Genomic DNA, 23,156 nt, shown 5'->3' on the forward strand with positions numbered 1-23,156 from the left:
GTGAAATGCAGCGCATGACGGCCATCCCGCCGTATTCCTGTCCTCCACCTCCGCCGGAACCTGCCATGAGACGTCCCCGCTTCCTGCCGGACAATTTCACCCTCGCGCTGGTCGCCACCGTCATTCTCGCCAGCCTGCTGCCTTGCGAAGGCCGGGTCGCCGAGACTTTCGATCTGATCACCAATCTCGCCATCGGGCTGCTGTTCTTCCTGCATGGCGCCAAGCTGCCGCGCGAAGCGGTGGTCGCCGGCATCACCCACTGGCGGCTGCATCTGGTGGTCCTGCTGTGCACCTTTGCCGTTTTCCCGCTGCTGGGCCTGGCGCTCGGCCCGCTGCTGAAGCCGATGCTGACCCCGGAGCTTTACCTCGGTGTGCTGTTCCTGTGCACGCTGCCGTCCACCGTGCAGTCGTCGATCGCCTTTACCTCGGTCGCGCGCGGCAATGTCCCGGCGGCCATCTGCAGCGCCTCGGCATCGAACCTGATCGGGATTTTCCTGACCCCGCTGATCGGCGGGCTGATTTTCGCCAGCCAGGGTGGCGGCTCGTTCTCGTATGACGCAATCGGCAAGATCGTACTGCAACTGCTGGTGCCGTTCATCGCCGGCCAGATCGCCCGGCGCTGGATCGGCGCCTGGGTCGACCGCCACAAGCCGGTGCTGAAGTTCGTCGACCAGGGCTCGATCCTGCTGGTGGTATATACCGCCTTCAGCGAAGCGGTGATCCAGGGGCTGTGGCACACCACGCCGCTGCCGGCACTGGCCGGGCTGGTCGTCGCCAGCGGGCTGCTGCTGGCGCTGATCATGACCATTACCGTGGTCGGCAGCCGCAAGCTGGGCTTCGACAAGGAGGACGAGATTGCCATCGTGTTCTGTGGCTCGAAGAAAAGTCTCGCCAGCGGCGTGCCGATCGCCAAGGTGCTGTTCGCCGCCCATGCGGTCGGCGGCATCGTGCTGCCGCTGATGATCTTCCACCAGATCCAGTTGATGGTCTGCGCAGTGATCGCACAGCGCTATGCGCGCCGCGATCGCCGGCCGGAATCAGGTTTCACGCAACAGGCATAAAGAAAACGGGCACCGTGAGGTGCCCGTTTTACGCTGACATGCAGCGACTGTCAGTCCTTGGTGTAGACGACTTCCCAGCCATTGAGCTCGTCGTCTTCCTCGTCCCAGTCGTCGTCATCATCCACCAGCGTGCCGTCACGCAGCACGGCGATCAGCTCCTGCATGTCGTCAGGAATGCGCGAACGCCAGCCCATCAGCTTCTTGCTGTCCGGATGGATCAGCGCCAGCCTGGCCGCGTGCAGCGCCTGGCGGCCAAAATCAGCCAGCGCGCCGCGCACTTCCGGCGTGGCCGGCAGACGGGGGTTGCCGTACACCGGATCGGCAGCCAGCGGGCAGCCGATATGGGCCATGTGCACGCGAATCTGGTGCGTGCGGCCGGTTTCCAGCCGGCACTCGACCAGCGTGTGATGCTCGAAGCGTTCCAGCGGCCGGACATGGGTGATGGCCGGCTTGCCGCCGTGCGACAGCACCGCCATCTTGATCCGGTTGCGCGGATCGCGACCGATCGGCTGGTTGACGGTAATGTCGCCCGCCACGTCACCGCAGGCGATGGCGCGGTAGTGGCGCTTGACCGTGCGGGCCTGCAGCTGACGGATCAGGTCCAGCTGCGCGGCCACGGTCTTGGCGACCACCAGCAGACCGCTGGTATCCTTGTCGAGCCGGTGGACAATGCCTGCACGCGGTACGAAACGCAGCGCCGGCACGTGGAAAAGCAGCCCGTTGAGCAGGGTGCCGCTCCAGTTGCCGCTGCCGGGATGGGTCACCATGCCGGCGGGTTTGTCGACCACGAGGATGTGGTCGTCCTGATACACGATGGGGATGTCGAGGTCTTCCGGCGCAAATGCCAGTTCTTCCTGTGACAGCTGTTCATCCACTTCGATTTGCTGGCCAATGATGACCCGCGTTTTGGGTACCGTAACGGTAAGACCGTCCACTCGCACATGGCCATCCTTGATCCATTGCGACAGCCGGCTGCGCGACTGATCGGTGATCAGTGCGGCAAGAGCGGCATCAAGACGGTCCCCGGCCAATTCGGCCGGTATGCTGAGGACACGAGATTCGACGATATCGTTATAATCGTCGAACTTTGCAACGAGATCGGTCATGAAAAATATTGCGGTTGTGATGCTGATTGTGGCGGGCCTGGCCGGCTGCGCCAGTTCGTCCGAGCCGAACGACGAGACGCGCGGCTGGCCGGTGGAAAAGCTCTATTATGAAGCGCATGACGAGCTGAACAGCGGAAATTATACGCGGTCGATCAAGCTCTACGAAACGCTGGAGGCGCGCTTCCCGTACGGACGGTATGCGCAACAGGCCCAGATGGACCTGGCCTACGCGCATTTCAAGGACCAGGAGCCTGCGCTGGCGCTGGCTGCCTGCGACCGTTTCATCAAGCTGCACCCGGCGCATGCGAACGTCGACTACATCTATTACCTTAAGGGCCTGATCAACTACAACGAGGACGGCGGCATCCTGGCCAAGTACACCGGACAGGACCGTGCCGAGCGTGACCCGAAGGCCGCCCGTGAATCCTACCTGGCATTCAACGAGCTGGTTACCCGCTTCCCGGACAGCAAGTATGCGCCCGATGCGCGGGAAAAGATGACCAATCTGGTTTACGGTCTGGCCGAGCATGACCTGTTCGTGTCGCGCTACTACATGCGCCGCGGTGCCTACATCGCGGCAGCAAACCGCGCCCAGAACATGGTGAAGGAATTCTCCGACACGCCGTTCGTCGAAGAAGCGCTGGCCATCATGGTCACCGCCTACGACAAGCTCGGGCAGCCCCAGCTGAGCGACGACAGCAAGCGCGTGCTGGCGAAGAACTACCCGAACAGCCAGTATCTGGAAAAGAACTGGACCCCGCGTCAGGTGCCCTGGTACCAGTTCTGGTAACAGCAGGTTCCCGATGATGAAACGACGGCCGGACTTCCCCCCCGGCCGTCGTTTCGTCGCGTCCCGCCGACCCGCATGGTAAGGTTCGAGCACGCCCGTGCGCGGCCACAAGCCCCGCTCCGGTCGTCCATTCCCGTTCATCACCTTGCCGGTCACCCCGGCCATCGCCATGCAGACCCTCTCTTCCCTTCTCGCCGACTGGCCCGCTCCGCCGCACGTCCGGACCCTGATCACCACACGGACCGGCGGAGTCAGCACCGGCCCGTATACCGGCTTCAATGTCGGCACCCATGTCGGCGACGACCCGGTTGCGGTGGCCGCCAACCGCGCCTCGCTGCGCCTGCATGTGCCGGTCGAACCGGCCTGGCTGAACCAGGTACATGGCACGACCGTGGTCGATGCCGCCACGGTCTCCACCAGCGAACCGCCGGCCGCTGACGCCAGCATCGCCCGGGGCCCAGGTGCGGTGTGCGCCATCATGACCGCCGACTGCCTGCCGGTCCTGCTCAGTGATCGCGCCGGCAGCGTGGTCGGCGCAGCCCATGCCGGCTGGCGCGGCCTGTGCGATGGCGTGATCGAGGCCACGGTCGAGGCGATGCAGCGTCCGGCCGGCGAGCTGCAGGCCTGGCTCGGGCCGGCCATCGGCCCCGATGCCTTCGAGGTCGGCGCCGAGGTCCGCGCCGCCTTTGTTTCCCGGGATGCGGATGCCGCACAGGCCTTTCACGCCATACCGGACGGAAAATATCTGGCCGACATCTACCTGCTGGCCCGCCGGCGTCTGGCCCGGCTCGGCATCACCGCCGTCCATGGCGGCGAGCACTGCACGGTGACCGATCGTGACCGCTTCTTTTCCTACCGCCGCGACCGCGTGACCGGCCGCATGGTATCGCTGATCTGGCTGGAGGGCTGAACAGCGATGGACGACATCGTGCATCGCGCCCTGGCCAGATGGCCGAACGTCCCTGACGTCTACGGCTGGTTGACGCTCGATGCGCGCGGCCACTGGTGGATACGCGATGCGCGACTCGATCACCCGGCCACGCTGGCCTTTATCGCCCGCAACTACCAGCCGGACGCACAGGGCGCCTGGTTTTTCCAGAATGGTCCGCAACGGGTATTTGCCCGCCTCGGGGCGGCGCCGTTCGTGGCCCGACTCGCCCCCGGGCTGCAGACCCGCCCCGATACTGCCCTGCTGCCGCACGAAGCATGGCTGACCGCAGAGGGCGACCTGTTCCTGTATGCCGGTCCGGGCCGGGTCGCCCTGCTCGACGGCCGTGATCTTGCCCGCGCCGATTTTCTGGCCGCCGATGGCCACCCCGGCGACGAAGCCATGCTGCTGGCAGGGAAGATCGACGGCTGGCATGTACGACTTGCGGATCTGCAGCTGCCGCTGCACGCCGTCGATGCCGCCACGGTACCGGAACGGGGCGGATTCGTCCGCGATCCGCAGCCGGACTGAGCCGGCTCCGACCACCGCCGCCACATCGCATACGGGCAGAATCCTGTCACTGCCCGGCCCCTCTTGCTCCCGCTCCGGCACAACGCTACTATCCGCGAATCAGGCCTTCCTCGGCCTGCCACGCCCGCCGTGGAACCACGGTACGGGCGGGTTTCTGTCTGACGTTTAGGGAACGTAGTTCATGAGCAAGCAAACCGGTACGGTGAAATGGTTTAACGAAACCAAGGGCTTCGGCTTCATTACTCCGGACGAAGGCGGCGACGATCTGTTCGCCCACTTCTCGGAAATCCAGAGCAAGGGTTTCCGGACGCTCGCCGAAGGCGACCGGGTCGAGTATGAAACCAAGACCGGCCCCAAGGGCATCGCCGCAGCCAATATCCAGAAGCTGTAGGCCCCTCCCGGCCCAGAGAGAACCGCGGCATCGTCCGCGGTTTTTTTTCGCCTGCCCATCCTGGAAATAACGTTCAATAAAATTGAACAATCTGAACCGATTCTTTCGCTATCTTCCCGATTTTGCTGTGCGTAACATGCGTCCATTCACTCAGGAAACAGACGCCAGGAGGGCATCATGCTGACAATCAGACGTGCGGAAGACCGGGGCGTCGCCGAGTTCGGCTGGCTGTCCAGCCGCCACACCTTCTCCTTCGGCCAATACCGCAATCCCCGTTTCGACGGCTATTCGGACCTGCTGGTCATCAATGATGACGTGGTATCGCCGGGCCAGGGCTTCGGCCGGCACGGCCACCGCGACATGGAAATCATCAGCTATGTGCTGGACGGCCAGCTCGAGCACCGCGACAGCCTCGGCAACGGTTCGGTGATGATGCATGGCGACGTCCAGCGCATGAGTGCCGGCACCGGTGTGATGCACAGCGAGTTCAATGCATCGGAAAGCCACTGCGTGCATTTCTACCAGATATGGATCCAGCCGGACCGTGACGGCTATCCGCCGAGCTACGAACAGACCCGGCTCGACCCGGCGGCACTGGCCGGCAGGCTGGCGCTGATCGCAGCGCCGGCCGGCGAAGGCGCCGCCGTCGCGATACACCAGGATGCGCGCCTGCATGCCGGTCGTTTCAGTGCCGGCGCACGCCTGACCCATGCACTGCCGGCCCGGCGACGCGGTTATCTGCAACTGGCCCGGGGCTCGCTGACTGTCAACGGGCTGCCGCTCGACGAAGGAGACGGGCTGTTTATCGAGGACGAAGCCCGGCTCGATCTGGAATCGGTCCAGGACAGCGAAGTGCTGCTGTTTGATCTGCGCTGAATCAGGCGTTTCGCCCTGCTCATCGCGCTTTTACCAGGAATCCAGTCATGACCCGCAACGCACCGCTGTTCGCCATCGCCCGCATTCTGATGGCCGTTATCTTCATCATCTCCGGCTTCGGCAAGATTACCGGCTTCGCCGGTACGACGGCCTGGATGGCCTCGATGGGCCTGCCGTTCCCCGCCGTGCTGCTGGTGCTGGCCACCGTGGTCGAGCTCGGTGGCGGCATCGCGCTGGCGCTGGGCTTCCAGGTCCGTTACAGCGCGGCACTGCTGGCCCTGTTCACTCTGGCCATCACGCCAGTCTTCCATGCCTTCTGGGCAGCGGCGCCGGAAGCGGCGGAGATTCAGCAGCTGATGTTCCTGAAGAACCTGGCCATGGCCGGTGGCCTGATCCACATGGCAAACTGGGACTTCAACCGCAGGCAAGCCGCGTAGGCCTGCGACAGAAAAGAGAAAGCCGGACCTTTCCAGGTCCGGCTTTCTTCATGTTCTGGCGGTAGGAAATGGGAGTCGAACCCACCCGGGACCGCTGGCGGCCCCAACTCGGTTTTGAAGACCGGTCGCCCCACCGGGGACGCCTTCCTACCCTTGCCTGCAAGGCCGTGATTATACCGGCATAGCCTGCACCCACAAAGAAAAACCCCCTGTCACGCCATGCGTGACAGGGGGTTGGATTCAGGCTGTATTACAGCGTATTACAGCGGCTGGATCTTGGTGGCTTGCGGGCCCTTTTGGCCACGGCCGGACACGTAGCTGACCTTCTGGCCTTCGGCCAGGGTCTTGAAGCCGTTGCCGGCGATTTCGGAGAAGTGAGCGAACAGATCGTCACCGCCCGCGTCCGGAGTGATGAAGCCAAAGCCCTTAGCGTCGTTGAACCATTTAACGGTACCGGTTTCCATATTATCTTCCTTAAAGATAAAAATTATGCCCTACACATTATGTGTACAGCGAAAACACAGAAATCAAGAAGGGAATATGAACCTGAAGTACCGACGGGCGGAAACTGCAATTGAACCAAACTCCACAACCTTGAAACTCTTGCGCGGAAAGTTATACGCGGGTCAGAAACCCGGGTCAACACTTTTTTTCATCTTTCTGCCCCGCGAAGAGCGGAAAGACGGGCGAGGCGTGATCCCCCGCCGAACTGCGCCGCAAGTCTACCCCAGCGGGGCGCCGCAGGCTATCGCAATACGCCAGGAATTATCAGAAAAGGAAAGCCCGTCGTGTCGACGGGCTGTCTGTACGTCTGGTCTGGCGGCGTTAGCGGATCAGCGGCGGCCGTTGTAGGACGAGTTGTTGGATGCAGGGACATGGGGACGTTCTTCCTTGTGACGGAAGCGGACCCGGCCTTTGCTCAGGTCGTAGGGCGACATCTCGACGGTCACGCGGTCACCGGCCAGCACGCGAATGCGGTGCTTCTTCATCTTGCCGGACGCGTAGGCGGAAATCTCGTGTCCGTTGTTCAGCTTGACCCGGAAGCGGGTATCCGGCAGAACTTCTTCAACGATGCCTTCCATTTCAATCAGTTCTTCTTTAGCCATAATGTTCCTTGTTCGCTCCCGGCTGCTTGATCAGCGGGAAGCAGATAGTAAAGTCGCGCAAAGCCGACCGGCCGTCATGACATCGACAACCCGGGGCGGGTTCGCGTTCGACTGCTGAATGCGTCAGTTGCAGCGGGGGGGAAAGTCAGGTGAAACGCCGCGTTGCGATCGTGATGGTTCGCAGAAACGGGCCAGTGACTTATCCCTACAGGAAGAGGACAGGCAGCGGCGGGAAATGCAACCATTCGTGCCACATCAAAAGTTGATGTACCCGGTATTATACATTGCGAGCGGCCACTTGACACAAGGCCGGATTCGCGCGCTGCGGCAGCGCCCCCTTCCCGCTAGCGCCGCTGCGTGCCCAGCGCGTCCTCGTAGCGCTGGCGGATGCGCGCCGCGCGCCCGCTCAGCGGTGGCACGACGTGCATCAGCACGGGCATTTTCTTGACGAACTCCCGCGTCAGCTCGACCAGTTCGAAGTCGAAAGTTCGCAGCACCATCGACTGACATCGCAGCTCGACTATCGTCGCCGTCTTCCCCGAGGGGAGCTGTACGATCGTTCCTATCCGGTATTCAAGCACACCGTCTCCCTGACATGGCCGGGTGCCGCGCCGGTAGGGGCGGTCAGTCCCGCGATCCCAGAGAGGCTAGTCGCGCCCTGCGGCCCTGTATGCAGGAAGAGTCCGAAAACGCGCCGGGAAATATCAGATAAAAGTGTGGTTTTTTGCCGGTCAGGCAGTGTTTTCCGGTTTGATAATCAGCTGTCGACAGCGATCTCCCGCAGTTTTCGTGCCGGCGGCCGGTTCAGTACCCGGGACACCGCCCAGGCGCCGGCCAGCAGCGCCGCCCCGCCCGCCATGGCCACGCCATGGACGAACAGCCACGGATTCACGCCGATATCGACATCCAGCGCCTGACGGCCCAGCACCATGGCCAGCGTACTGGCGCCGGCGGCGGCCAGTGTGCCGGCCAGCACACCCAGCCAGACGAATTCGGCCATCAGTACGGCGACCAGCTGGCGTCGCGTCGCCCCCAGCGTCCGCAGCAGGACGGCATCGCGGGTGCGTTCCGCCTGCGTCGCCACCGTCGCCGCCAGCAGGGTGATGCCGCCTGCCGCCAGGGTGAACAGGAACAGGAATTCGATCACCTGAGCCAGCCGGTCGATCAGCGCCCTGACTTCCGCCAGAATCGCGCTGACATCGACCACGGTGACATTGGAGAAGGCAGTCGAGGCCCGCTCGAACGGCTTCACCGCAGCGGCAGGCAGATAGAAGCTGGACACATAGCTGGCCGGCGTATCGTCCAGCAGGCCAGGGCTGGCGAGAACGAAGAAGTTGACCTGGAACGAGTCCCAGCGCACCTCGCGCAGGCTGGTGACCGGCGCCTCGACCCGGCGGCCGGCCACGTCGAAGGCCAGCCGGCTGCCAAGGCGGATACCCAGTGTATTCGCCAGCCCGGTCTCGACCGAAAAGGCCGGCTTGCCCGCTGTGGCGGCAGTCCAGTATTCACCCGCCGTGATCCGGTTCGACGCCGGGACGCCGGGACGCCATGACAGGTTGAATTCGCGCTCGGCCAGATTGCGCGCCCGCTCGTCCGGATACTGGTCGGCACGGATCGGCCGGCCGTCGATGGCCAGCAGCCGCGCGCGCGCCATTGGTGCAATCTCGGGCGTACCCAGGCCCAGCGTCCGCAGCGACGCGGCAAATGGCGCACGCTGTTCCGGCTGGATATTGATGGCAAAGCGGTTGGGCGCGTCGACCGGCAACTGGCGCTGCCAGGCATCGAGCAGGTCGCCGCGCACCACGGCCACGGTCAGCAGGGCCATGGTGCCGACCGCCAGCGCCCCGGCCTGCAGGCTGGCCAGCCACGGCCGCCGCCCAAGCAGGCCCAGTCCGTAACGGAAGCCGACGCCGCGCGCCGGCAGGCGTACCAGCAGGGCCAGCAGGCTGCGCACCACCAGCCAGACCACGGCCATGAACACCACGAAGCCGCCCAGCCCCCAGGCGGCCAGGCCAGCATCGCCAATGGCCACCCATGCCAGCCAGGCCAGCGCGGCCAGTGCCATGCCCCCCGCCAGCCGGCCGGATGTCGAGGTCGACAGCCCGGCGCGCAGCGCGGCCATCGCCGGCGTCCGGATCAGCGCCAGCAGTGGCGGCAAGGCAAAGCCGGCCACCAGCACGACGCCGATCGCCGGAGCCAGCAGCCAGGTCCCAATGCCGGCCGGCGGCAGGGCGGCGCCGGACCAGGCCGTCAGTTGTGCCGCCAGCAGGGACTGGGTCAAGCCACCGGCCAGCAGACCAAGCAGCGAGGCCCCGAATGCCACCAGCGCCAGTTGCCCGCCAAAGACCAGCAGCCGGAGGCGATAGGTCGCCCCCAGCGTCGACAGCACGGCGGCAGCCCGCGTCTGCCGCATCAGCCAGTGCCGGGCGGCCAGCGCCACGGCAGCGGCGGCCAGACAGACAGCCGCCAGTGCGGTCAGACCGAGAAAGCGGCTGGCGCGTTCCAGCGCGGAACGGATTTCCGGCCGCGCTTCGCGGATATCCTCGATCCGCTCTCCTCGCGCCAGTCCGGGCCGTACCGACGCGGCAAACGCGGCGACATCCGCCGGCTTGCCGGCCAGCAGCAGCCGCCAGCGCACCCGGCTGCCTTCCTGCAGCAGCCCGGTCGACGGCAGGTCGGCCTGATTGATGATGACGCGCGGCACGAAGTTGTACAGGTCGAGCGCCCCGTCGGGCTCCCGTTCCAGCACGGCAGCGAGGCGGAAGGCCCGGTCACCGAGCGACAGCGTGTCACCAACCTTGAGCCCGAGCCGGTTCAGCAGCCGCGGGTCGGCCCAGGCCGTGCCGCTGGCCGGCGCCTGACGACCGCTGTGCCGGCTTGCGCCGTCACCGAGGGTGACTTCGCCGCGCAGCGGCCAGTTTGCACTGACGCCCTTCAGCGTCACCAGTTGCGGCATGCCGCCGGCGAAGGCCATCGACGGCAGCGTGGCCGTCAGCCCGGTTTCCAGCCGATAACGCCCTGCTGCCGCCGCCAGTCCTGCGCGCGGTACATGGTCGGCATTGATCACCAGATCGGCGGCCAGCAGTTCTCGCGCCCGGCTTTCCAGTGCCCGGCCGGTGCGGTCACCCAGCAGGGTCACGCTGGCCAGGGCAGCCACGGCGACCGCCACGGCTGCCAGCAACACCACCAGATCGCCGGCGCGCAGTTCGCGCCAGGCCATGCGCCAGGCAAGGCCGATCATGCCGCCTCCCGGGTTTCTTCGTGCAGGCGGCCGTGGTCGAGCCGGACCACGCGGCGGCAGCGCGCGGCCAGCGTATCGTCATGGGTGACCAGGATCAGGGTGGTGCCACGCTCACGGTTCAGTTCGAACAGCAGGTCGGTGATCATGGCGCCGGTATCGGCATCGAGATTGCCGGTCGGCTCGTCGGCGAACAGCACGGCCGGTTCGGCGACAAAGGCGCGCGCCAGTGCGACCCGCTGCTGCTCGCCGCCAGACAGTTCGCGCGGGCGATGCCGCTGGCGATCGGCCAGCCCGACCCGCTCCAGCAGGGCGGCCGCCTGTTCGCGCGCATCGCGCCGGCCAGCCAGTTCCAGCGGCAGCATGACGTTTTCCAGTGCGGTCAGCGCCGGCAGCAGCTGGAAATTCTGGAACACGAAGCCGACCGCGCGCTGGCGCAGCCGCGCCCGCCCGTCTTCGCTGAGTCCGGTCAGTGATTCCCCGGCCAGCCAGACATCGCCCGCCGTCGGCAAATCCAGTCCGGCCAGCAGGGCCAGCAGGGTCGACTTTCCGGAACCGGAACGACCGACGATCGCCAGCGTGTCGCCGGCCTCGACGTCGAGGTCGAGCCCTGACAGCAGGGTCAGGGTTTCCGCACCCAACTCGACTTGCCGGGACAGCCCGCTGGCTCGCACAATGGTCCGGGGTTCGGAAGGAGTCGACATGCGCATTCGCTTTCTGCTGTTGTTGTTGGGGTGCTGGCTGGCCGTGCAGGCGCAAGCCGCCACGGTCATGGTATTCGGTGATTCTCTGTCTGCCGGCTACGGACTGCGTCCGGGTGAAGGCTGGGTCAGCCTGCTGGCGCGGGATCTGGGGCCGAAACATCGCGTCATCAATGCCAGCCAGTCCGGGGAAACCAGCGCCGGCGGGCTGACGCGGCTGCCGGCCGCCCTGGCCCAGCATAAACCGGATGTGGTGGTTCTGGCACTCGGCGGCAACGATGGACTGCGCGGGCTGCCGCTCGACGCCTTGCGTTCCAATCTGGCCAGCATGGTGGCACTGGTCCGCCAGCAGCATGCCCGACCGCTGCTGGCCGGCATCGAGCTGCCGCCGAACTACGGCCAGCGCTACACCCGCGACTTTGCCGCCGTATACACCGGCCTGGCCCGGCAGCAGAAAGTGCCGCTGGTGCCGTCGCTGGTCGCCGGTTTCGGCGCCAATGCCGCGCTGTTCCAGAATGACGGCATCCATCCGGTCGCGGCGGCACAGCCGCTGATCGTCAAACTGGTCGAACCCAGGCTGCGCCCGCTGCTGTAGCGTCAGGCGCCGCCGCCCTTGTCCTTGCGGCGGATATACAGCGTCTTGACCACCCGGGCGACCACCTCGCCGCTGGCGTCCAGCACGTCAACACCGAGTTCGGGCAGGTATTTGTCACCACTGGCGGTGCGGGCGCGGATGTCGTCCAGCTGTGCATCGCTGATGCTGAAGCGCGCCCTGACCGTGCCCCGCCCCGGCTTCAGGTAGTCGATGCGGCCGGCCCGGTCCCAGACGATGTAGTCCCGCCCCAGCCGCTGGATCAGGATCAGCATGAAGAACGGATCCGTCATCGCGTACAGGCTGCCGCCGAAATGCACGCCGACATAGTTCCTGTTCAGCCGTCCCAGCCGCAGTGCGACGTCGACCGACGCCCAGCACGGGTCGATATGTTCGATGCGGATGCCCGCGCCCAGGAACGGCGGCCACAGGTTGATCACGGTCTTCAGTACGCGCGGCGACAGGGTCATGGGAAAATAGAACGGTCGTTTTAATTTTCCCATCATTGCCTGCACCACCCCCAACGTCAAGCGGGAACGAAAAAGCGCCGGCACGATACCGTGCCGGCGCCAGACTGTTCCCTGCCCCCGCAGCGGCGGGGACGGAAGGGACTGGATGCAATCAGGCAGACCACCGGATCAGAAGCCGGGGCCGAAACCGGGACCGCCGTGACGCAGGCCGCCCTGGCGACCGAATCCGTCGGCAGCAATGGCGAACTCGGCCTTGGAGATCTTGCCGTCCTTGTTGGTGTCGATCTGGTCAAAGCGACGTTCCAGGAAGCGGTCGCCCCTGGCCTCGGCCTTGCTGATGAAACCGTCCTTGTTGGTATCGAGGCGGGTAAAGCGGGCATCGAGGAAATGCTTGCGTTCGCTGTCGCGGGCTTCCTGCATCTTCTTGTGGAAGGTATCCAGCTCTTCCTGCGTCAGCTGACCATCCTTGTTGGTGTCGATGGCGTCGAACAGCACGGCCAGATGCGGGGCATTGGCTTCGGCTTCGCTGCGGCTGATCTTGCCGTCCTTGTTGGTATCGACCCGGGCGAGGAAATCGGCGCGCATGCGCTCGAAGTCCTTCTTGTCCATGTCGTGGTGACGACCATGGCGCGGCATCATCATGTCGCCGTTGTCGGCCGGGGCGGCAGCAAAGGCGGCGGTGGAAAGAACGGCGGCGGCCAGTGCGGTAACGAGCAGATGGCGTTTCATGTCTGACTCTCCTTGTTTGGGTGACGGAACCAGATTACCCATCCTATATGGTGCAAATATGAGGAAAATAAGGAGAGAGTGTGCAGAAAAACAATCAGCCGCGCTGGCGCACGCGCTCGAACAGGCAGATGGCGGCGGCCGCGGCGACATTCAGCGACTCGGCCTCGCCCGGCATCGGGATGCGCACCCGGTCGCCGGCTTCGGCCAGCACGGCCCCGGACACACCGGCCCCCTCGTTGCCGAACACGAATGCGCACGGTCCGCGCAGGTCCAGCTGCCACAGCGGCACGCTGCCGGACAGATGGGTCACCAGCCGGCGTCCGTCGAAGGCCGACAGCACGGCCGGCAGGTCGGCACGCTCATGAATGGCGAGGGCGAACTGTGCGCCCATGCCGGCACGCAGCGTCTTGCCGGCCCAGACATCGGCGCAGCCGCGTGACAGGTATACGCTGCGCACATCGGCGGCCGCCGCGGTCCGCAGCAGGGTGCCGAGGTTGCCGGGGTCCTGGACGTCATCGAGCAGGATGCAGGACGGATCGGCCACCGCCATCGCCTGCGGGATGCGCGCCACCGCCACCACTTCCGGCGGCGAGCTCAGCTCGCTGACCTTGCCGAGCAGCGGCGCACTGACCGTTGCACAGTCGCAGGCCGTGCCAATCCGGCCCAGCAGGGCGACGACTTCGGGATGCGCCAGCGCATCCTCGCGCAGATACAGGGCATCGAGTGTGTGGCCGGCGCGCAGATAGGCATCAACCAGATGCAGGCCTTCCAGCGCCAGCAGGCCGCTGCGGCGGCGCTCGGCCGGCTTGCCGAGCAGCCGTTCCAGGGTCTTGAGCGCATCGTTGTGCGCCGAGGAGATGTGTTTCATGGCGGCGAAGTGTATCACCGCCGCGCGGCGGCCCCGGCCTCAGGCCGACAGCGCGCCGGCGGCATGCTTGATCCGGGCATAGATTTCGTCGTCGATGCCGGTGTGGCGGTCCTTGTTGTCGGCGTACAGCACGCCGGCCAGTTTGCCATTGTGGAAGATCGACACCATCACGCAGCCCAGCGGGCTGGCCGCGTCCCAGAACGGGTGCGGGTAGCGCGACGTCAGGGTCGGCCACTGCTCGGCCGTGGCGCGGAAAGCCTGCGCCCGTGCGGTCAGCGAGGCAAAGAAGCCGGGGGCGGCCGGGTCGACATGGACGCTGATCAGCGGGTCCTTGCTGTCAAAACCGATCTGGAAGCGGCACAGCAGGCTGCCGTCCGGCCCGATCGGGAAATAGGCCGTCCGTTCAACGCCGAACACGGTGATGATGCGACGCATGACATCACAGACCGACAGTTCGAAACGGGCCATTTCGGCACGGCTGTCGTCAGTCCAGTCCAGTTCGAGAAATTCGTTCTCCGATACCAGCGGCGGTTCGGCCACCAGCGGCAGCGAGCGGGCCGGGTCGGCATAGGCACGGGTATAGGGAGAACGCGCCAGGGTCAGCGAGGACTGGACCACACTGGCCCATACCTGGTCCTCGGGCACCAGCAGCAGGCCGGCCACGCCGCGCAGGTGCGACTGCAGGTCCTGCTGCCACCAGCCGGAGGCAAGGTGATTGGCGGTGTAGATCGCATGCCGCAGCAGCAGACGCTGACGCGACAGGTCCTGCTGGCCGAGCAGCAGTTCGGTCATCTTGGCCGGCAGGCCGGCAGCCTGGAACACCGAGCGCACGAACAGGCTGTAATCCTCGCCCAGCGCGCGCTGGGCGGCACGCTCGACATCGCCATCCAGCACCAGATCGTTGTCGATGGCGTAGAACGCCAGCGGCACGTTGTACAGCAGCGCGCCGGTAAAGAATTCTTCGACCTTGTGCACTTCGATGATCGACAGCCACTCCTTGACCAGCAGGGCCGCCAGCCGCGCCCGGGCCAGCAGCGCCGCCACATTGCGCTTGCGCTGGCGGGTGATGCCCGGATGGGTGTCGATCGATGACAGGTGGCCGAAGTGGGTCAGGAACGGGTCGACGCCGGTCAGCAGCAGCGCATGTTCGACGCACACGGTATCGGTCAGGGTCCGTGCCCGGTCAACGGTACCGATATGCCGCAGCAGCTGGAACACCAGCAGCGGATCGTGCAGGACGACGTTGGCGATATCCACGCTATTGAGTCGCTCGCGGTCGGCCATCACCAGCGCAGCCATGTGCTCGCTGGAGAAGCCCATGACCGGCCAGGGCTGAGCGGCAAAACGTTGCAGTTCGAGTCGGTTCATCGCCGGTTCTTCCAGAAATAGAGTTGCGAGTCCATCGCATCGTCGAGCGGCACGGTCCGGTCAGGGGGCGCACCGTCGACGCTAAAAGTATTGCTGATCAGGCAGCCATCGGCCGGCGCATCCTTGCGGAAGCGTGCCCAGACCCGGCTCATCGGCGCCGGCGACAGGTACACATAGACCACGTCAAAACCGTGCCAGTCCTGCTTCCAGATGTCGCCGTAGCGCACCCGGAGGTTGTCGAGGTCGCGACCGCGCCAGCGGCACAGCAGCCAGGGCAGCCAGGCACTCTCGACACCGATCACGGTCAGGTCGGGCCGGCGCCGTGCCAGCGGCACGACCACGCTGCCGGTACCGGCGCCGAGATCGGCGAAACGCACGCCCTGCGGCACGCTGCCGGCCAGGGCATCGACCGCGGCGCGGCTGGACAGAAACAGGGGCACCCGTTCGGTCATCGCATGCCGGCACACGGCGAACAGCGCCAGCGCGGCAAGGGCCCAGGCCCAGGCCGGCAGGGCCAGCGATGCCAGTCCGACCAGTAGCGGCCAGAACAGTGCATACACCGCCAGCACCAGGCCACGAGCCCCCAGCGCCAGCGCCAGCAGCACCGTCAGCGGCGGCGCGATCCAGATCGGCGCCACGGCGACCGAGGCAGACAGTCCGAACGCCAGCAGCGCCGCCAGCGGCAACGCGGCCAGGTGGCGCGGCAGGCGCGAGATCACTGCGGCGGGCCCGCCTTGGCCGTACCGGCCGCCGTCGCCGGCGACGGCACGACCGGAGCAGCGGCATCGGGCGCATCGGCCTCGTTGTTTGGCGTTCCTCCCTCGCCGAGGATCTGCTCCTCGTTCTGCTTGTTCAGCACGATGATGGTGATGCGGCGGTTGGTCGGGTTGTACGGGTTGGCGGCATCGAGCGGGTTGGCGGCCGCCAGCCCGACCACGCGCAGGATCTTCTGCTCGGTCATGCCGCCATCAAGCAGCTCGCGTCGCGCGGCGTTGGCGCGGTCGGCCGACAGTTCCCAGTTCGAATAGCCCTTTTCGCCGCCGGAGTACGCGGCGGAGTCGGTATGACCGGAAATGGACAGGCGGTTCGGCACTTCGTTGAACATCTTGCCCAGCTCGTGCAGGATCACCTTGGTGTGCGGCAGCAGCGCCGAGCGGCCGGAGTCGAACATCGGCCGGTTCTTCTCGTCGACAATCTGCACGCGCAGCCCTTCAGGCGTCATCTCCAGCAGCAGCTGGTTCTGGTACTTGCGCAGTTCCGGGCTGGACTGGATCGCCTGCGAGATACGCTGCTGCAGCTTGGACAGCACCATCCGTTCGCGCCGGCGTTCCTCGCTCTTGTCCGAGCGCTTGACCTGACCAGCCGAGCGGGTCACGTCGGCACCGCCGCCCTTGATGACGCTGGTGGTGTCGCCCGAGCCCTCGCCGCCGGCCAGCGCGACCTTCAGCGGGGTCTTGAAATATTCGGCGATGCCGGCCAGCGTGCCCTGCGATACGGACGACAGCAGCCACATCAGCAGGAAGAACGCCATCATCGCCGTCACGAAGTCGGCGTAGGCGATTTTCCACGCGCCGCCATGGGCGCCGTGGCCCCCCTTCTTGATGCGTTTGACGATAATGGGACGTTGCGATTCGTCAGCCATGGAGACTCCGGATTACGCGGATCGGCCCGCAGGCCGATCCGTCATGCAACACGGCCCCGAGGCGGGGCCGGTCACGGGCTTAGCGGTTCTTGGTGCTCTTCACGTGCTCTTCGAGCTCGAGGAAGCTCGGACGGTCGACGCCGTACAGCGCCTTGCGGCCGAATTCGACCGCCACCTGCGGCGCATAGCCGTTCAGGCTGGCCAGCAGCGTGACCTTGACCGTGGTCAGGACCCGGGACAGGTCGGCCACCTTGCTTTCCAGGCGTACCGACAGCGGCGTGATGAAGCCGTAGGACAGCAGAATACCGAGGAAGGTACCGACCAGGGCCGCCGCAATCAGCATGCCCAGCTCGGCGGGAGGAATGCCCACCGACTCCATGGTGTGCACCACGCCCATCACCGCCGCCACGATACCGAAGGCCGGCAGGCCGTCGCCCATCTTGGCCAGCAGTGACGCCGGCACGCTGGCCTCGTGGTGGTGGGTTTCGATTTCGATGTCCATCAGGTTTTCGATCTCGAACGGGTTCAGGTTGCCGCCGACCATCAGTCGCAGGTAGTCGCAGACAAACTCGATGACGTGATGGTCACCGACGATGATCGGGTATTTGGAGAAGATCGGGCTTTCCTGCGGCGCGTCGACATCGGCTTCGATCGACATCATCCCTTCCTTGCGCACCTTGGTCAGGACTTCGTACAGCAGCGCGAACAGCTCCATGTACAGCGCCTTGTTGTACTTGTCGCCCTTGAACAGGGTCGGCACTGCTTTCAGGGTCGCCTTCAGCGGCGCACCGCCACCGCTGACCACCGTGGAACCGATCGCCGCGCCGAAGATGATGATCAGCTCTGCAGGCTGCCACAGGGCGGCCAGGTGACCGCCGGCAAACAGGAAACCACCGAACACGCAACCGAGTACGATGACGTAACCAATAATAACGAACATGTAGGGAGATCCCGTCTTCTCTTTATCTGGTGAACGAGGAGGCGAACCGTATTTGCATCGGGTCCACGCCGGCCTCCGTTGTCTGTTATCGGCCACCGTGCGGAAAACATGGGGCCTAACAAGAGACAATTCCGAAATCGCTGCAACCAGCGTCTGTCATGCCGCAAGAATACTGGCAAGATTCTAACAAAGTCGCCTTGCAAACCGCATGACCCAAGTCCGAAAAGACAAAAAAAAACGTCAGGGCGCACGTGGCGACCTGACGACCAGGTGACCTCCCGGAGAGAATCTGCTTATACCAGTCCGCGTTCCTGCAGCAGTTTTTCGGTCTGCTCGACGCATTCCACGGCGGTCGACAGCATGGCGTCGATTTCGGTGCGGGTAATGATCAGCGGCGGCGCGCTGACCATGCTGTCGCCGCAGGCGCGCATGATCAGGTTGTGCTTGAAGAAGATATCGCGGCACAGCGTGCCGACGTCATCGCTGCCGGCGAACATTTCACGCGTGGCCTTGTTCTTCACCCAGGTGAAGGCCTGGATCAGCCCGACCCCGCGGACATCGGTCACGTGCTCGAAACCGCCGAACGCCTCGCGCCAGCGCTTCTGCATGTACGGGCCGGTGTCTTTCTTCACCTGCTCGACGATGCCCTCGTCGCGCAGCGCGCGCACATTGGCATGGGCGACGGCGGCCGAGACCGGGTGGCCCGAATAGGTGAAGCCGTGGTTGAAGTCGCCGCCTTCGATCAGGGTGCGGGCAACCTCGTCACCGATAATGACGCCGCCGATCGGCAGGTAGCCGGACGACAGGCCCTTGGCGATGGTGAACAGGTGCGGCCGGAAGCCGAAGTGTTCGTGACCGAACCAGTCACCGGTACGGCCAAAGCCACAAATGACTTCGTCGGCGACCAGCAGGATGTCGTACTTGTTGCAGATGCGTTCGATTTCCGGCCAGTAGCTTGCCGGCGGGATGATCACCCCGCCCGCGCCCAGGATCGGTTCGCCAACGAAGGCCGCGACCTTGTCGGCGCCGATTTCCAGAATCTTTTCTTCCAGCCAGCTGGCGGCGCGCAGGCCGAAGTCCGCCTCGCTCTCGCCGTCGCGCCCTTCCTTCAGGTACCACGGCTGACCGATATGGGCGATGCCCGGGATCGGCAGGTCGCCCTGCTCGTGCATATAGGTCATGCCGCCGAGACTGGCGCCGCCGATGGTCGAACCGTGATAGCCGTTCCAGCGCGAGATCAGCGTCTTCTTGCCCGGCTTGCCCTTGATCGACCAGTACTGGCGAACCATGCGGATCACGGTATCGACCGACTCCGAGCCCGAATTGGTATAGAACACGTGCTGGTAGCCGGGCTGGGTCACTTCAGCCAGCAGCGTGGACAGTTCGACCACGCGCGGGTGGGTGGTCTTGAAGAAAGTGTTGTAATAGGCCAGGTCTTCCATCTGCTGTCTGGCGACTTCGGCCAGGTCCTTGCGACCGTAGCCGATGTTGACGCACCACAGACCGGCCATGCCGTCGGTGATCTTGTTGCCTTCAGAGTCCCACAGATAGATGCCGTCACCCTTGACGATGACGCGTGAGCCCTGCCTGTTCAGCGATCCCATGTCGCTGAACGGGTGCAGGTGGTGGGCGGCGTCGAGTTCGCGGTATTCATTCGTGGAACGGGCAGTCGTGCTCATGGTCGATTCCTCTCGGTTCTGCGCGCGTCCGGCACTGGCGGCGCACGCGATCGGCCACCGGGTCCATCCCGGCGACCGGAATGGGGTCCGGCTTATACGTGCAGCAGCAGGAACTTGCGTTCCCACGGGCTGATCACGCGGAAGTACTCGGCGAATTCCTTCTGCTTCATGCCGATGAACAGTTCGACGAACCGTTCGCCGAGCACGGCGGCGATTTCCTTGCAGTGGGTCAGCCGTACCAGCGCCTCTTCGGTGCCGTGCGGGAATTCGGTCGGCACGTCATAGGCGTTGGAGGCCACCGGATCGCGCGGATCGATGCTGTTCACCAGCCCGAGATAGCCGCAGGCCAGCGAGGCCGCCATGGCGATGTACGGATTCACGTCCACCCCCGGCACGCGGTTTTCCACCCGGCGTCCGGCCGGACTCGAATGCGGTACGCGCAGACCGACGGTGCGGTTGTCGTAGCCCCACTCGACGTTGGTCGGCGCGGCCACGTTCGGCGTGAGCCGGCGATACGAGTTCACGTATGGCGCAAAGAACGGCATGGTTTCCGGCAGATACTTCTGCAGTCCGCCGATAAAGTGGAAGAACGCCTGCGACGGCGAGCCGTCCTCGTTCGAGAACAGATTGCGGCCGGTGTGCTTGTCGATGATGCTCTGGTGCATGTGCATCGCACTGCCGGGCTCGCCTTCCATCGGCTTGGCCATGAAGGTCGCGTACATGTTGTGGCGGAAGGCCGCCTCGCGCACCGTGCGCTTGAACAGGAACACCTGGTCGGCCAGCGCCAGCGGGTCACCGTGCTCGAAGTTGATTTCCATCTGCGCGGTGCCGACCTCGTGGATCAGGGTGTCCACTTCGAGGTTCTGCGCATGGCAGTAGTCGTAGATGTCCTCGAACACCGGGTCGAATTCGTTGACCGCATCGATCGAGTACGAGCGGCGACCGAATTCGGCGCGACCGGTCCGGCCGACCGGCGGCTGGACCGGGATGTCCGGGTCCGGGTTCGGCGACAGCAGGTAGAACTCCATTTCCGGCGCCAGCACCGGTTCCCAGCCCCGGGCCGAGTACAGTTCCAGCACCCGGCGCAGCACGCTGCGCGGCGAGGTCTCGACCGGCGAGCCGTCGGAACGGTAGCAGTCGTAGATCAGTTGCGCGGTCGGATCGGTCGCCCACGGCACGAAGCGCAGCGAGGTCGGGTCGGGACGCAGCACCATGTCCGGGTCGGTCAGGTCCAGGTAGCAGTCATCGGGATAATCACCGGTGACAGTCTGGATCAGTACCGCTTCAGGCAGCCGCATGTCCGGTTCCGACAGGAACTTGTCCTTCGGAATGATCTTGCCGCGTGCCACGCCCGTCATGTCCGGCACGATGCATTCCACTTCGGTGATCCGATGTTCTCGGAGCCATTCGCTGATGTAGTCACTCATGATGGTTTCTCAACTGATTCAAGCCGTTTTCAGTTTCTTGCTTTGGGTGGCGTAACGGGCCGTCCTCCCGACCCGTCCGCCGTGCGCGGGGAGACGGCTTACGCCCGCCGCGCGCTCTGGTGCGCACGGCAGGCTTCGCCGAACGCACCGAAAATCGCCTGCGACACCGGGTTCCCGGTGCAGCGCCATTCCGGATGCCACTGCACCGCAAACGCAAACTGCTTCGCGCCGGACACCGAGAACGCCTCGATCAGTCCGTCGTCGGCCCGCGCTTCCTCGCTCAGGCCCGGCGCCAGTTCCCTGACCCCCTGCTGGTGCAGCGAGTTGACCTGGGCCTCTTTCAGGCCGGTCAGCCGCGCCAGCAGACCCTCGGCGGTGAAGGCCACACGGTGGGCCGGTGCATATTGCTGCTCCAGCGGATCGTCCGGCGACTCGCGGTGATCGCGCATGCCCGGTTCTTCCTGGACGTGCTGGTACAGCGTGCCGCCAAAGGCAACGTTGATTTCCTGGAAGCCGCGGCAGATGCCGAGAAACGGCACGCCCCGCTGCAGCAGCTTGCGAATCAGCGGCAGCGTGGTCGAGTCGCGGGCCGGGTCATGCAGGGTGCCGGCGCGGCTTGGCGTGCCGTGATAGTGGAACGGTTCGATATTGGACGGGCTGCCGGTCAGCATGACACCGTCGACCCGGTCGACGACCTCGTCCAGCCACGCCCCGTCGCCGAGCGCCGGCACCAGCCACGGGATGCCGCCGGCACCATCGGTAACACCGCGCACGTATTTGTCGCCGACGGCATGGTACGGGTGCGCACCGATCTGTCTGATGTCGCACGGAATGGCGATAAGGGGTCGCATGCGTGTTCTCCTCTGTGTTGCAGACTCGTATTGTTATCGTGACAACAGTGCTTCAACGGCCGTGGCCGCCGGCACATAGTCATAGCCCAGCTCATGGGCCACGGCGGCATGGGTCACCTGCCCGGCACAGACATTCAGCCCGGCAAGCAGATGCGGATCGGCCGCCAGTGCCGGGCCGGTTCCGAGCGCCGCCAGCTTGCGTATGAAAGGCAGCGTCGCATTGGTCAGCGCCATGGTTGCCGTGCGCGACACCGCGCCGGGCATATTGGCAACGCAGTAGTGGACGATGCCGTCCACCTCGAAAGTCGGCTGCTGATGCGTGGTGGGACGGCTGGTCTCGAAGCAGCCGCCCTGGTCGATAGCCACGTCCACCAGCACCGTACCGGGCTTCATCAGCTTCAGCTGCGCACGCCGCACCAGCTTTGGTGCGGTGGCACCCGGCACCAGCACGGCACCGATCACCAGGTCGGCCTCGCGCAGCCCGTCTTCGATGTTCTGGACAGTCGACATCAGTGTCTTGATCCGGCCGCCGAACACCATGTCGATGTCTTTCAGCCGCGCCAGCGAGGTATCGAGCAGCGTCACGTCGGCGCCGAGTCCGGCGGCCATCCGGGCTGCATTCAGGCCGACAACCCCGCCACCCAGCACCAGCACCCGGCCCGGCGCGACGCCGGGGACACCGCCCAGCAGCACCCCGCGGCCGCCATGCGCCTTTTCGAGGCACGCTGCACCGGCCTGGATCGCCATGCGGCCGGCCACTTCGCTCATCGGTGCCAGCAGCGGCAGCCCCCCCTGGGCATCGGTGACGGTTTCATAGGCAATCGCCATGCAGCCGGACTCGACCAGCAGCCGGCACTGTTCGGGATCGGGTGCCAGATGCAGATAGGCAAACAGGGTCTGGCCGGGACGCAGCATGCGGCATTCGACCGGCTGCGGTTCCTTGACCTTGATCACCAGCTCCGCCTGCTCGTAGACCTGTGCGGCAGTGGAGGCCATCTGCGCGCCGGCGGCCACGTATTCGCTGTCATCGAATCCGGTGGCGGCACCGGCCTGACGCTGCACCAGGACCGTGTGGCCCAGCGACAGCAGTTCCCGGGCACCGGCCGGGGTCAACCCCACCCGGTACTCGTTATTCTTAATTTCCTTGGGCACACCGATCAACATGGTAACGTCCTCGTTCTTCACGGTTTGAAGACTGCGTCGGTACTGTTGCAGACGTTTAAGAAAATGCACAAAACAGGCTTTGTGTGTTTATGATTTTGACTATAAAATCTTGGCAGTGGCAAGGTTTTTCATTGCTGCCACGCAACATTAAGCAATTCGAATGCCTAAAATCGTAAACACCATACGTCTAATATCATTAACATTCCGGACCCCTTTCCCCACCACGCCGGAGGTCGCGCCATGAGCCGCGCGCCCCACGAC

Annotated in this window: 25 protein-coding genes and 1 tRNA gene; 8 read left to right on the forward strand and 18 right to left on the reverse strand. The window is 65.0% G+C overall.

Translation table 11 applies throughout. From position 1 onward, the window contains the following. Nucleotides 1-65: 65 nt before the first annotated feature. A complete protein-coding gene (locus DFO50_RS07560) occupies nt 66-1,061 on the forward strand; it encodes a bile acid:sodium symporter family protein (RefSeq protein ID WP_028498421.1) in 996 nt (331 codons plus the stop codon). A 50-nt stretch (nt 1,062-1,111) separates the two neighbouring features. Here the strand turns inward: DFO50_RS07560 and rluD are convergent, their stop codons facing one another. Continuing rightward, nucleotides 1,112-2,167 (reverse strand): 23S rRNA pseudouridine(1911/1915/1917) synthase RluD, encoded by a 1,056-nt coding sequence (rluD, locus tag DFO50_RS07565; RefSeq protein ID WP_028498422.1) that lies wholly within the window; start codon nt 2,165-2,167, stop codon nt 1,112-1,114. On the opposite strand from rluD, the gene DFO50_RS07570 reads away from it, so the two are divergent. The 6 genes from DFO50_RS07570 to DFO50_RS07595 all read left to right on the forward strand — a co-directional run bounded on the left by DFO50_RS07570 (nt 2,166) and on the right by DFO50_RS07595 (nt 6,120). Continuing rightward, a complete protein-coding gene (locus tag DFO50_RS07570; protein ID WP_028498423.1) occupies nt 2,166-2,957 on the forward strand; it encodes an outer membrane protein assembly factor BamD in 792 nt (263 codons plus the stop codon). The two genes, rluD and DFO50_RS07570, sit on opposite strands and share 2 nt — an antisense overlap. Before the next feature lie 169 nt (nt 2,958-3,126). Then, entirely contained in the window at nt 3,127-3,867 is a 741-nt protein-coding gene (gene pgeF, locus DFO50_RS07575) for a peptidoglycan editing factor PgeF (protein WP_107890262.1), read from the forward strand. 6 nt (nt 3,868-3,873) lie between these two features. After that, nucleotides 3,874-4,416, forward strand: coding sequence for a DUF2946 family protein (locus DFO50_RS07580; RefSeq protein WP_028498425.1), 543 nt, complete (start codon nt 3,874-3,876; stop codon nt 4,414-4,416). 181 nt (nt 4,417-4,597) lie between these two features. Then, nucleotides 4,598-4,807: a cold-shock protein gene (locus DFO50_RS07585; RefSeq protein ID WP_028498426.1), complete on the forward strand. Its 210-nt coding sequence runs from the start codon at nt 4,598-4,600 to the stop codon at nt 4,805-4,807. Between the two features lie 177 nt (nt 4,808-4,984). After that, the gene (locus tag DFO50_RS07590; protein WP_112692280.1) at nt 4,985-5,683 is read left to right on the forward strand and encodes a pirin family protein; all 699 of its coding nucleotides are present in this window, start codon (nt 4,985-4,987) and stop codon (nt 5,681-5,683) included. Nucleotides 5,684-5,730: 47 nt separating this feature from the next. Then, nucleotides 5,731-6,120 carry a DoxX family protein gene (locus DFO50_RS07595; RefSeq protein ID WP_107888630.1) on the forward strand — a complete coding sequence of 130 codons (390 nt, stop codon included), beginning with the start codon at nt 5,731-5,733 and terminating at the stop codon, nt 6,118-6,120. Nucleotides 6,121-6,176: 56 nt separating this feature from the next. Here the strand turns inward: DFO50_RS07595 and DFO50_RS19135 are convergent. The 6 genes from DFO50_RS19135 to DFO50_RS07615 all read right to left on the reverse strand — a co-directional run bounded on the left by DFO50_RS19135 (nt 6,177) and on the right by DFO50_RS07615 (nt 11,168). Beyond that, nucleotides 6,177-6,272, reverse strand: a tRNA-Sec gene (locus DFO50_RS19135). Between the two features lie 108 nt (nt 6,273-6,380). Then, a complete protein-coding gene (locus DFO50_RS07600) occupies nt 6,381-6,584 on the reverse strand; it encodes a cold-shock protein (protein ID WP_028498429.1) in 204 nt (67 codons plus the stop codon). 369 nt (nt 6,585-6,953) lie between these two features. Then, a complete protein-coding gene (gene infA / locus DFO50_RS07605) occupies nt 6,954-7,226 on the reverse strand; it encodes a translation initiation factor IF-1 (protein WP_028498430.1) in 273 nt (90 codons plus the stop codon). 344 nt (nt 7,227-7,570) lie between these two features. After that, nucleotides 7,571-7,726 carry a hypothetical protein gene (locus DFO50_RS19140; protein ID WP_156952477.1) on the reverse strand — a complete coding sequence of 52 codons (156 nt, stop codon included), beginning with the start codon at nt 7,724-7,726 and terminating at the stop codon, nt 7,571-7,573. Between the two features lie 257 nt (nt 7,727-7,983). Next, nucleotides 7,984-10,467 carry an ABC transporter permease gene (locus DFO50_RS07610; RefSeq protein ID WP_112692281.1) on the reverse strand — a complete coding sequence of 828 codons (2,484 nt, stop codon included), beginning with the start codon at nt 10,465-10,467 and terminating at the stop codon, nt 7,984-7,986. Further along, complete coding sequence (locus tag DFO50_RS07615) at nt 10,464-11,168, reverse strand: ABC transporter ATP-binding protein (RefSeq protein ID WP_036385283.1); 705 nt, start codon at nt 11,166-11,168, stop codon at nt 10,464-10,466. The genes DFO50_RS07610 and DFO50_RS07615 overlap by 4 nt, the downstream gene beginning before the upstream one ends. Between DFO50_RS07615 and DFO50_RS07620 the strand changes: the two genes are divergently transcribed. Beyond that, entirely contained in the window at nt 11,167-11,760 is a 594-nt protein-coding gene (locus DFO50_RS07620; protein WP_107888632.1) for an arylesterase, read from the forward strand. The genes DFO50_RS07615 and DFO50_RS07620 overlap by 2 nt on opposite strands. 2 nt (nt 11,761-11,762) lie before the next feature. Here the strand turns inward: DFO50_RS07620 and DFO50_RS07625 are convergent, their stop codons facing one another. The 11 genes from DFO50_RS07625 to ald all read right to left on the reverse strand — a co-directional run bounded on the left by DFO50_RS07625 (nt 11,763) and on the right by ald (nt 22,895). Further along, nucleotides 11,763-12,227 carry a DUF4442 domain-containing protein gene (locus DFO50_RS07625; protein WP_199489771.1) on the reverse strand — a complete coding sequence of 155 codons (465 nt, stop codon included), beginning with the start codon at nt 12,225-12,227 and terminating at the stop codon, nt 11,763-11,765. Nucleotides 12,228-12,395: 168 nt separating this feature from the next. Beyond that, a complete protein-coding gene (locus DFO50_RS07630; protein ID WP_158537417.1) occupies nt 12,396-12,956 on the reverse strand; it encodes an EF-hand domain-containing protein in 561 nt (186 codons plus the stop codon). A 94-nt stretch (nt 12,957-13,050) separates the two neighbouring features. Next, nucleotides 13,051-13,824, reverse strand: coding sequence for an RNA methyltransferase (locus DFO50_RS07635; protein WP_028498435.1), 774 nt, complete (start codon nt 13,822-13,824; stop codon nt 13,051-13,053). 39 nt (nt 13,825-13,863) lie between these two features. Further along, a complete protein-coding gene (locus tag DFO50_RS07640; protein ID WP_036385288.1) occupies nt 13,864-15,192 on the reverse strand; it encodes a hypothetical protein in 1,329 nt (442 codons plus the stop codon). Further along, entirely contained in the window at nt 15,189-15,911 is a 723-nt protein-coding gene (locus DFO50_RS07645; protein WP_051528701.1) for a class I SAM-dependent methyltransferase, read from the reverse strand. The genes DFO50_RS07640 and DFO50_RS07645 overlap by 4 nt, the downstream gene beginning before the upstream one ends. After that, the gene (gene motB, locus DFO50_RS07650) at nt 15,908-16,834 is read right to left on the reverse strand and encodes a flagellar motor protein MotB (protein WP_112692282.1); all 927 of its coding nucleotides are present in this window, start codon (nt 16,832-16,834) and stop codon (nt 15,908-15,910) included. The genes DFO50_RS07645 and motB overlap by 4 nt, the downstream gene beginning before the upstream one ends. 79 nt (nt 16,835-16,913) lie before the next feature. Beyond that, nucleotides 16,914-17,774, reverse strand: a complete 861-nt coding sequence (motA, locus tag DFO50_RS07655) for a flagellar motor stator protein MotA (protein WP_028498437.1) — start codon at nt 17,772-17,774, stop codon at nt 16,914-16,916. A 293-nt stretch (nt 17,775-18,067) separates the two neighbouring features. Further along, complete coding sequence (locus DFO50_RS07660; protein ID WP_028498438.1) at nt 18,068-19,453, reverse strand: aspartate aminotransferase family protein; 1,386 nt, start codon at nt 19,451-19,453, stop codon at nt 18,068-18,070. Nucleotides 19,454-19,545: 92 nt separating this feature from the next. Beyond that, entirely contained in the window at nt 19,546-20,880 is a 1,335-nt protein-coding gene (locus DFO50_RS07665; protein WP_028498439.1) for a glutamine synthetase family protein, read from the reverse strand. A 98-nt stretch (nt 20,881-20,978) separates the two neighbouring features. After that, nucleotides 20,979-21,731, reverse strand: a complete 753-nt coding sequence (locus DFO50_RS07670; RefSeq protein ID WP_028498440.1) for a gamma-glutamyl-gamma-aminobutyrate hydrolase family protein — start codon at nt 21,729-21,731, stop codon at nt 20,979-20,981. A gap of 33 nt (nt 21,732-21,764) precedes the next feature. Beyond that, a complete protein-coding gene (gene ald / locus DFO50_RS07675) occupies nt 21,765-22,895 on the reverse strand; it encodes an alanine dehydrogenase (protein WP_112692283.1) in 1,131 nt (376 codons plus the stop codon). Nucleotides 22,896-23,156: the final 261 nt, after the last annotated feature.

Source organism: Microvirgula sp. AG722 (assembly GCF_003269145.1).
Taxonomy (GTDB): Bacteria; Pseudomonadota; Gammaproteobacteria; order Burkholderiales; family Aquaspirillaceae; genus Microvirgula; species Microvirgula aerodenitrificans.

Coding starts and splice junctions, on each gene's coding strand:
- DFO50_RS07560 (WP_028498421.1), top strand. CDS start 66: ATGAGACGTCCCCGCTTCCTGCCGGACAATTTCACCCTCGCGCTGGTC.
- DFO50_RS07570 (WP_028498423.1), top strand. CDS start 2,166: ATGAAAAATATTGCGGTTGTGATGCTGATTGTGGCGGGCCTGGCCGGC.
- rluD (WP_028498422.1), bottom strand. CDS start 2,167: ATGACCGATCTCGTTGCAAAGTTCGACGATTATAACGATATCGTCGAA.
- pgeF (WP_107890262.1), top strand. CDS start 3,127: ATGCAGACCCTCTCTTCCCTTCTCGCCGACTGGCCCGCTCCGCCGCAC.
- DFO50_RS07580 (WP_028498425.1), top strand. CDS start 3,874: ATGGACGACATCGTGCATCGCGCCCTGGCCAGATGGCCGAACGTCCCT.
- DFO50_RS07585 (WP_028498426.1), top strand. CDS start 4,598: ATGAGCAAGCAAACCGGTACGGTGAAATGGTTTAACGAAACCAAGGGC.
- DFO50_RS07590 (WP_112692280.1), top strand. CDS start 4,985: ATGCTGACAATCAGACGTGCGGAAGACCGGGGCGTCGCCGAGTTCGGC.
- DFO50_RS07595 (WP_107888630.1), top strand. CDS start 5,731: ATGACCCGCAACGCACCGCTGTTCGCCATCGCCCGCATTCTGATGGCC.
- DFO50_RS07600 (WP_028498429.1), bottom strand. CDS start 6,584: ATGGAAACCGGTACCGTTAAATGGTTCAACGACGCTAAGGGCTTTGGC.
- infA (WP_028498430.1), bottom strand. CDS start 7,226: ATGGCTAAAGAAGAACTGATTGAAATGGAAGGCATCGTTGAAGAAGTT.
- DFO50_RS19140 (WP_156952477.1), bottom strand. CDS start 7,726: ATGGTGCTGCGAACTTTCGACTTCGAACTGGTCGAGCTGACGCGGGAG.
- DFO50_RS07610 (WP_112692281.1), bottom strand. CDS start 10,467: ATGATCGGCCTTGCCTGGCGCATGGCCTGGCGCGAACTGCGCGCCGGC.
- DFO50_RS07620 (WP_107888632.1), top strand. CDS start 11,167: ATGCGCATTCGCTTTCTGCTGTTGTTGTTGGGGTGCTGGCTGGCCGTG.
- DFO50_RS07615 (WP_036385283.1), bottom strand. CDS start 11,168: ATGTCGACTCCTTCCGAACCCCGGACCATTGTGCGAGCCAGCGGGCTG.
- DFO50_RS07625 (WP_199489771.1), bottom strand. CDS start 12,227: ATGACCCTGTCGCCGCGCGTACTGAAGACCGTGATCAACCTGTGGCCG.
- DFO50_RS07630 (WP_158537417.1), bottom strand. CDS start 12,956: ATGAAACGCCATCTGCTCGTTACCGCACTGGCCGCCGCCGTTCTTTCC.
- DFO50_RS07635 (WP_028498435.1), bottom strand. CDS start 13,824: ATGAAACACATCTCCTCGGCGCACAACGATGCGCTCAAGACCCTGGAA.
- DFO50_RS07640 (WP_036385288.1), bottom strand. CDS start 15,192: ATGAACCGACTCGAACTGCAACGTTTTGCCGCTCAGCCCTGGCCGGTC.
- motB (WP_112692282.1), bottom strand. CDS start 16,834: ATGGCTGACGAATCGCAACGTCCCATTATCGTCAAACGCATCAAGAAG.
- motA (WP_028498437.1), bottom strand. CDS start 17,774: ATGTTCGTTATTATTGGTTACGTCATCGTACTCGGTTGCGTGTTCGGT.
- DFO50_RS07660 (WP_028498438.1), bottom strand. CDS start 19,453: ATGAGCACGACTGCCCGTTCCACGAATGAATACCGCGAACTCGACGCC.
- DFO50_RS07665 (WP_028498439.1), bottom strand. CDS start 20,880: ATGAGTGACTACATCAGCGAATGGCTCCGAGAACATCGGATCACCGAA.
- DFO50_RS07670 (WP_028498440.1), bottom strand. CDS start 21,731: ATGCGACCCCTTATCGCCATTCCGTGCGACATCAGACAGATCGGTGCG.
- ald (WP_112692283.1), bottom strand. CDS start 22,895: ATGTTGATCGGTGTGCCCAAGGAAATTAAGAATAACGAGTACCGGGTG.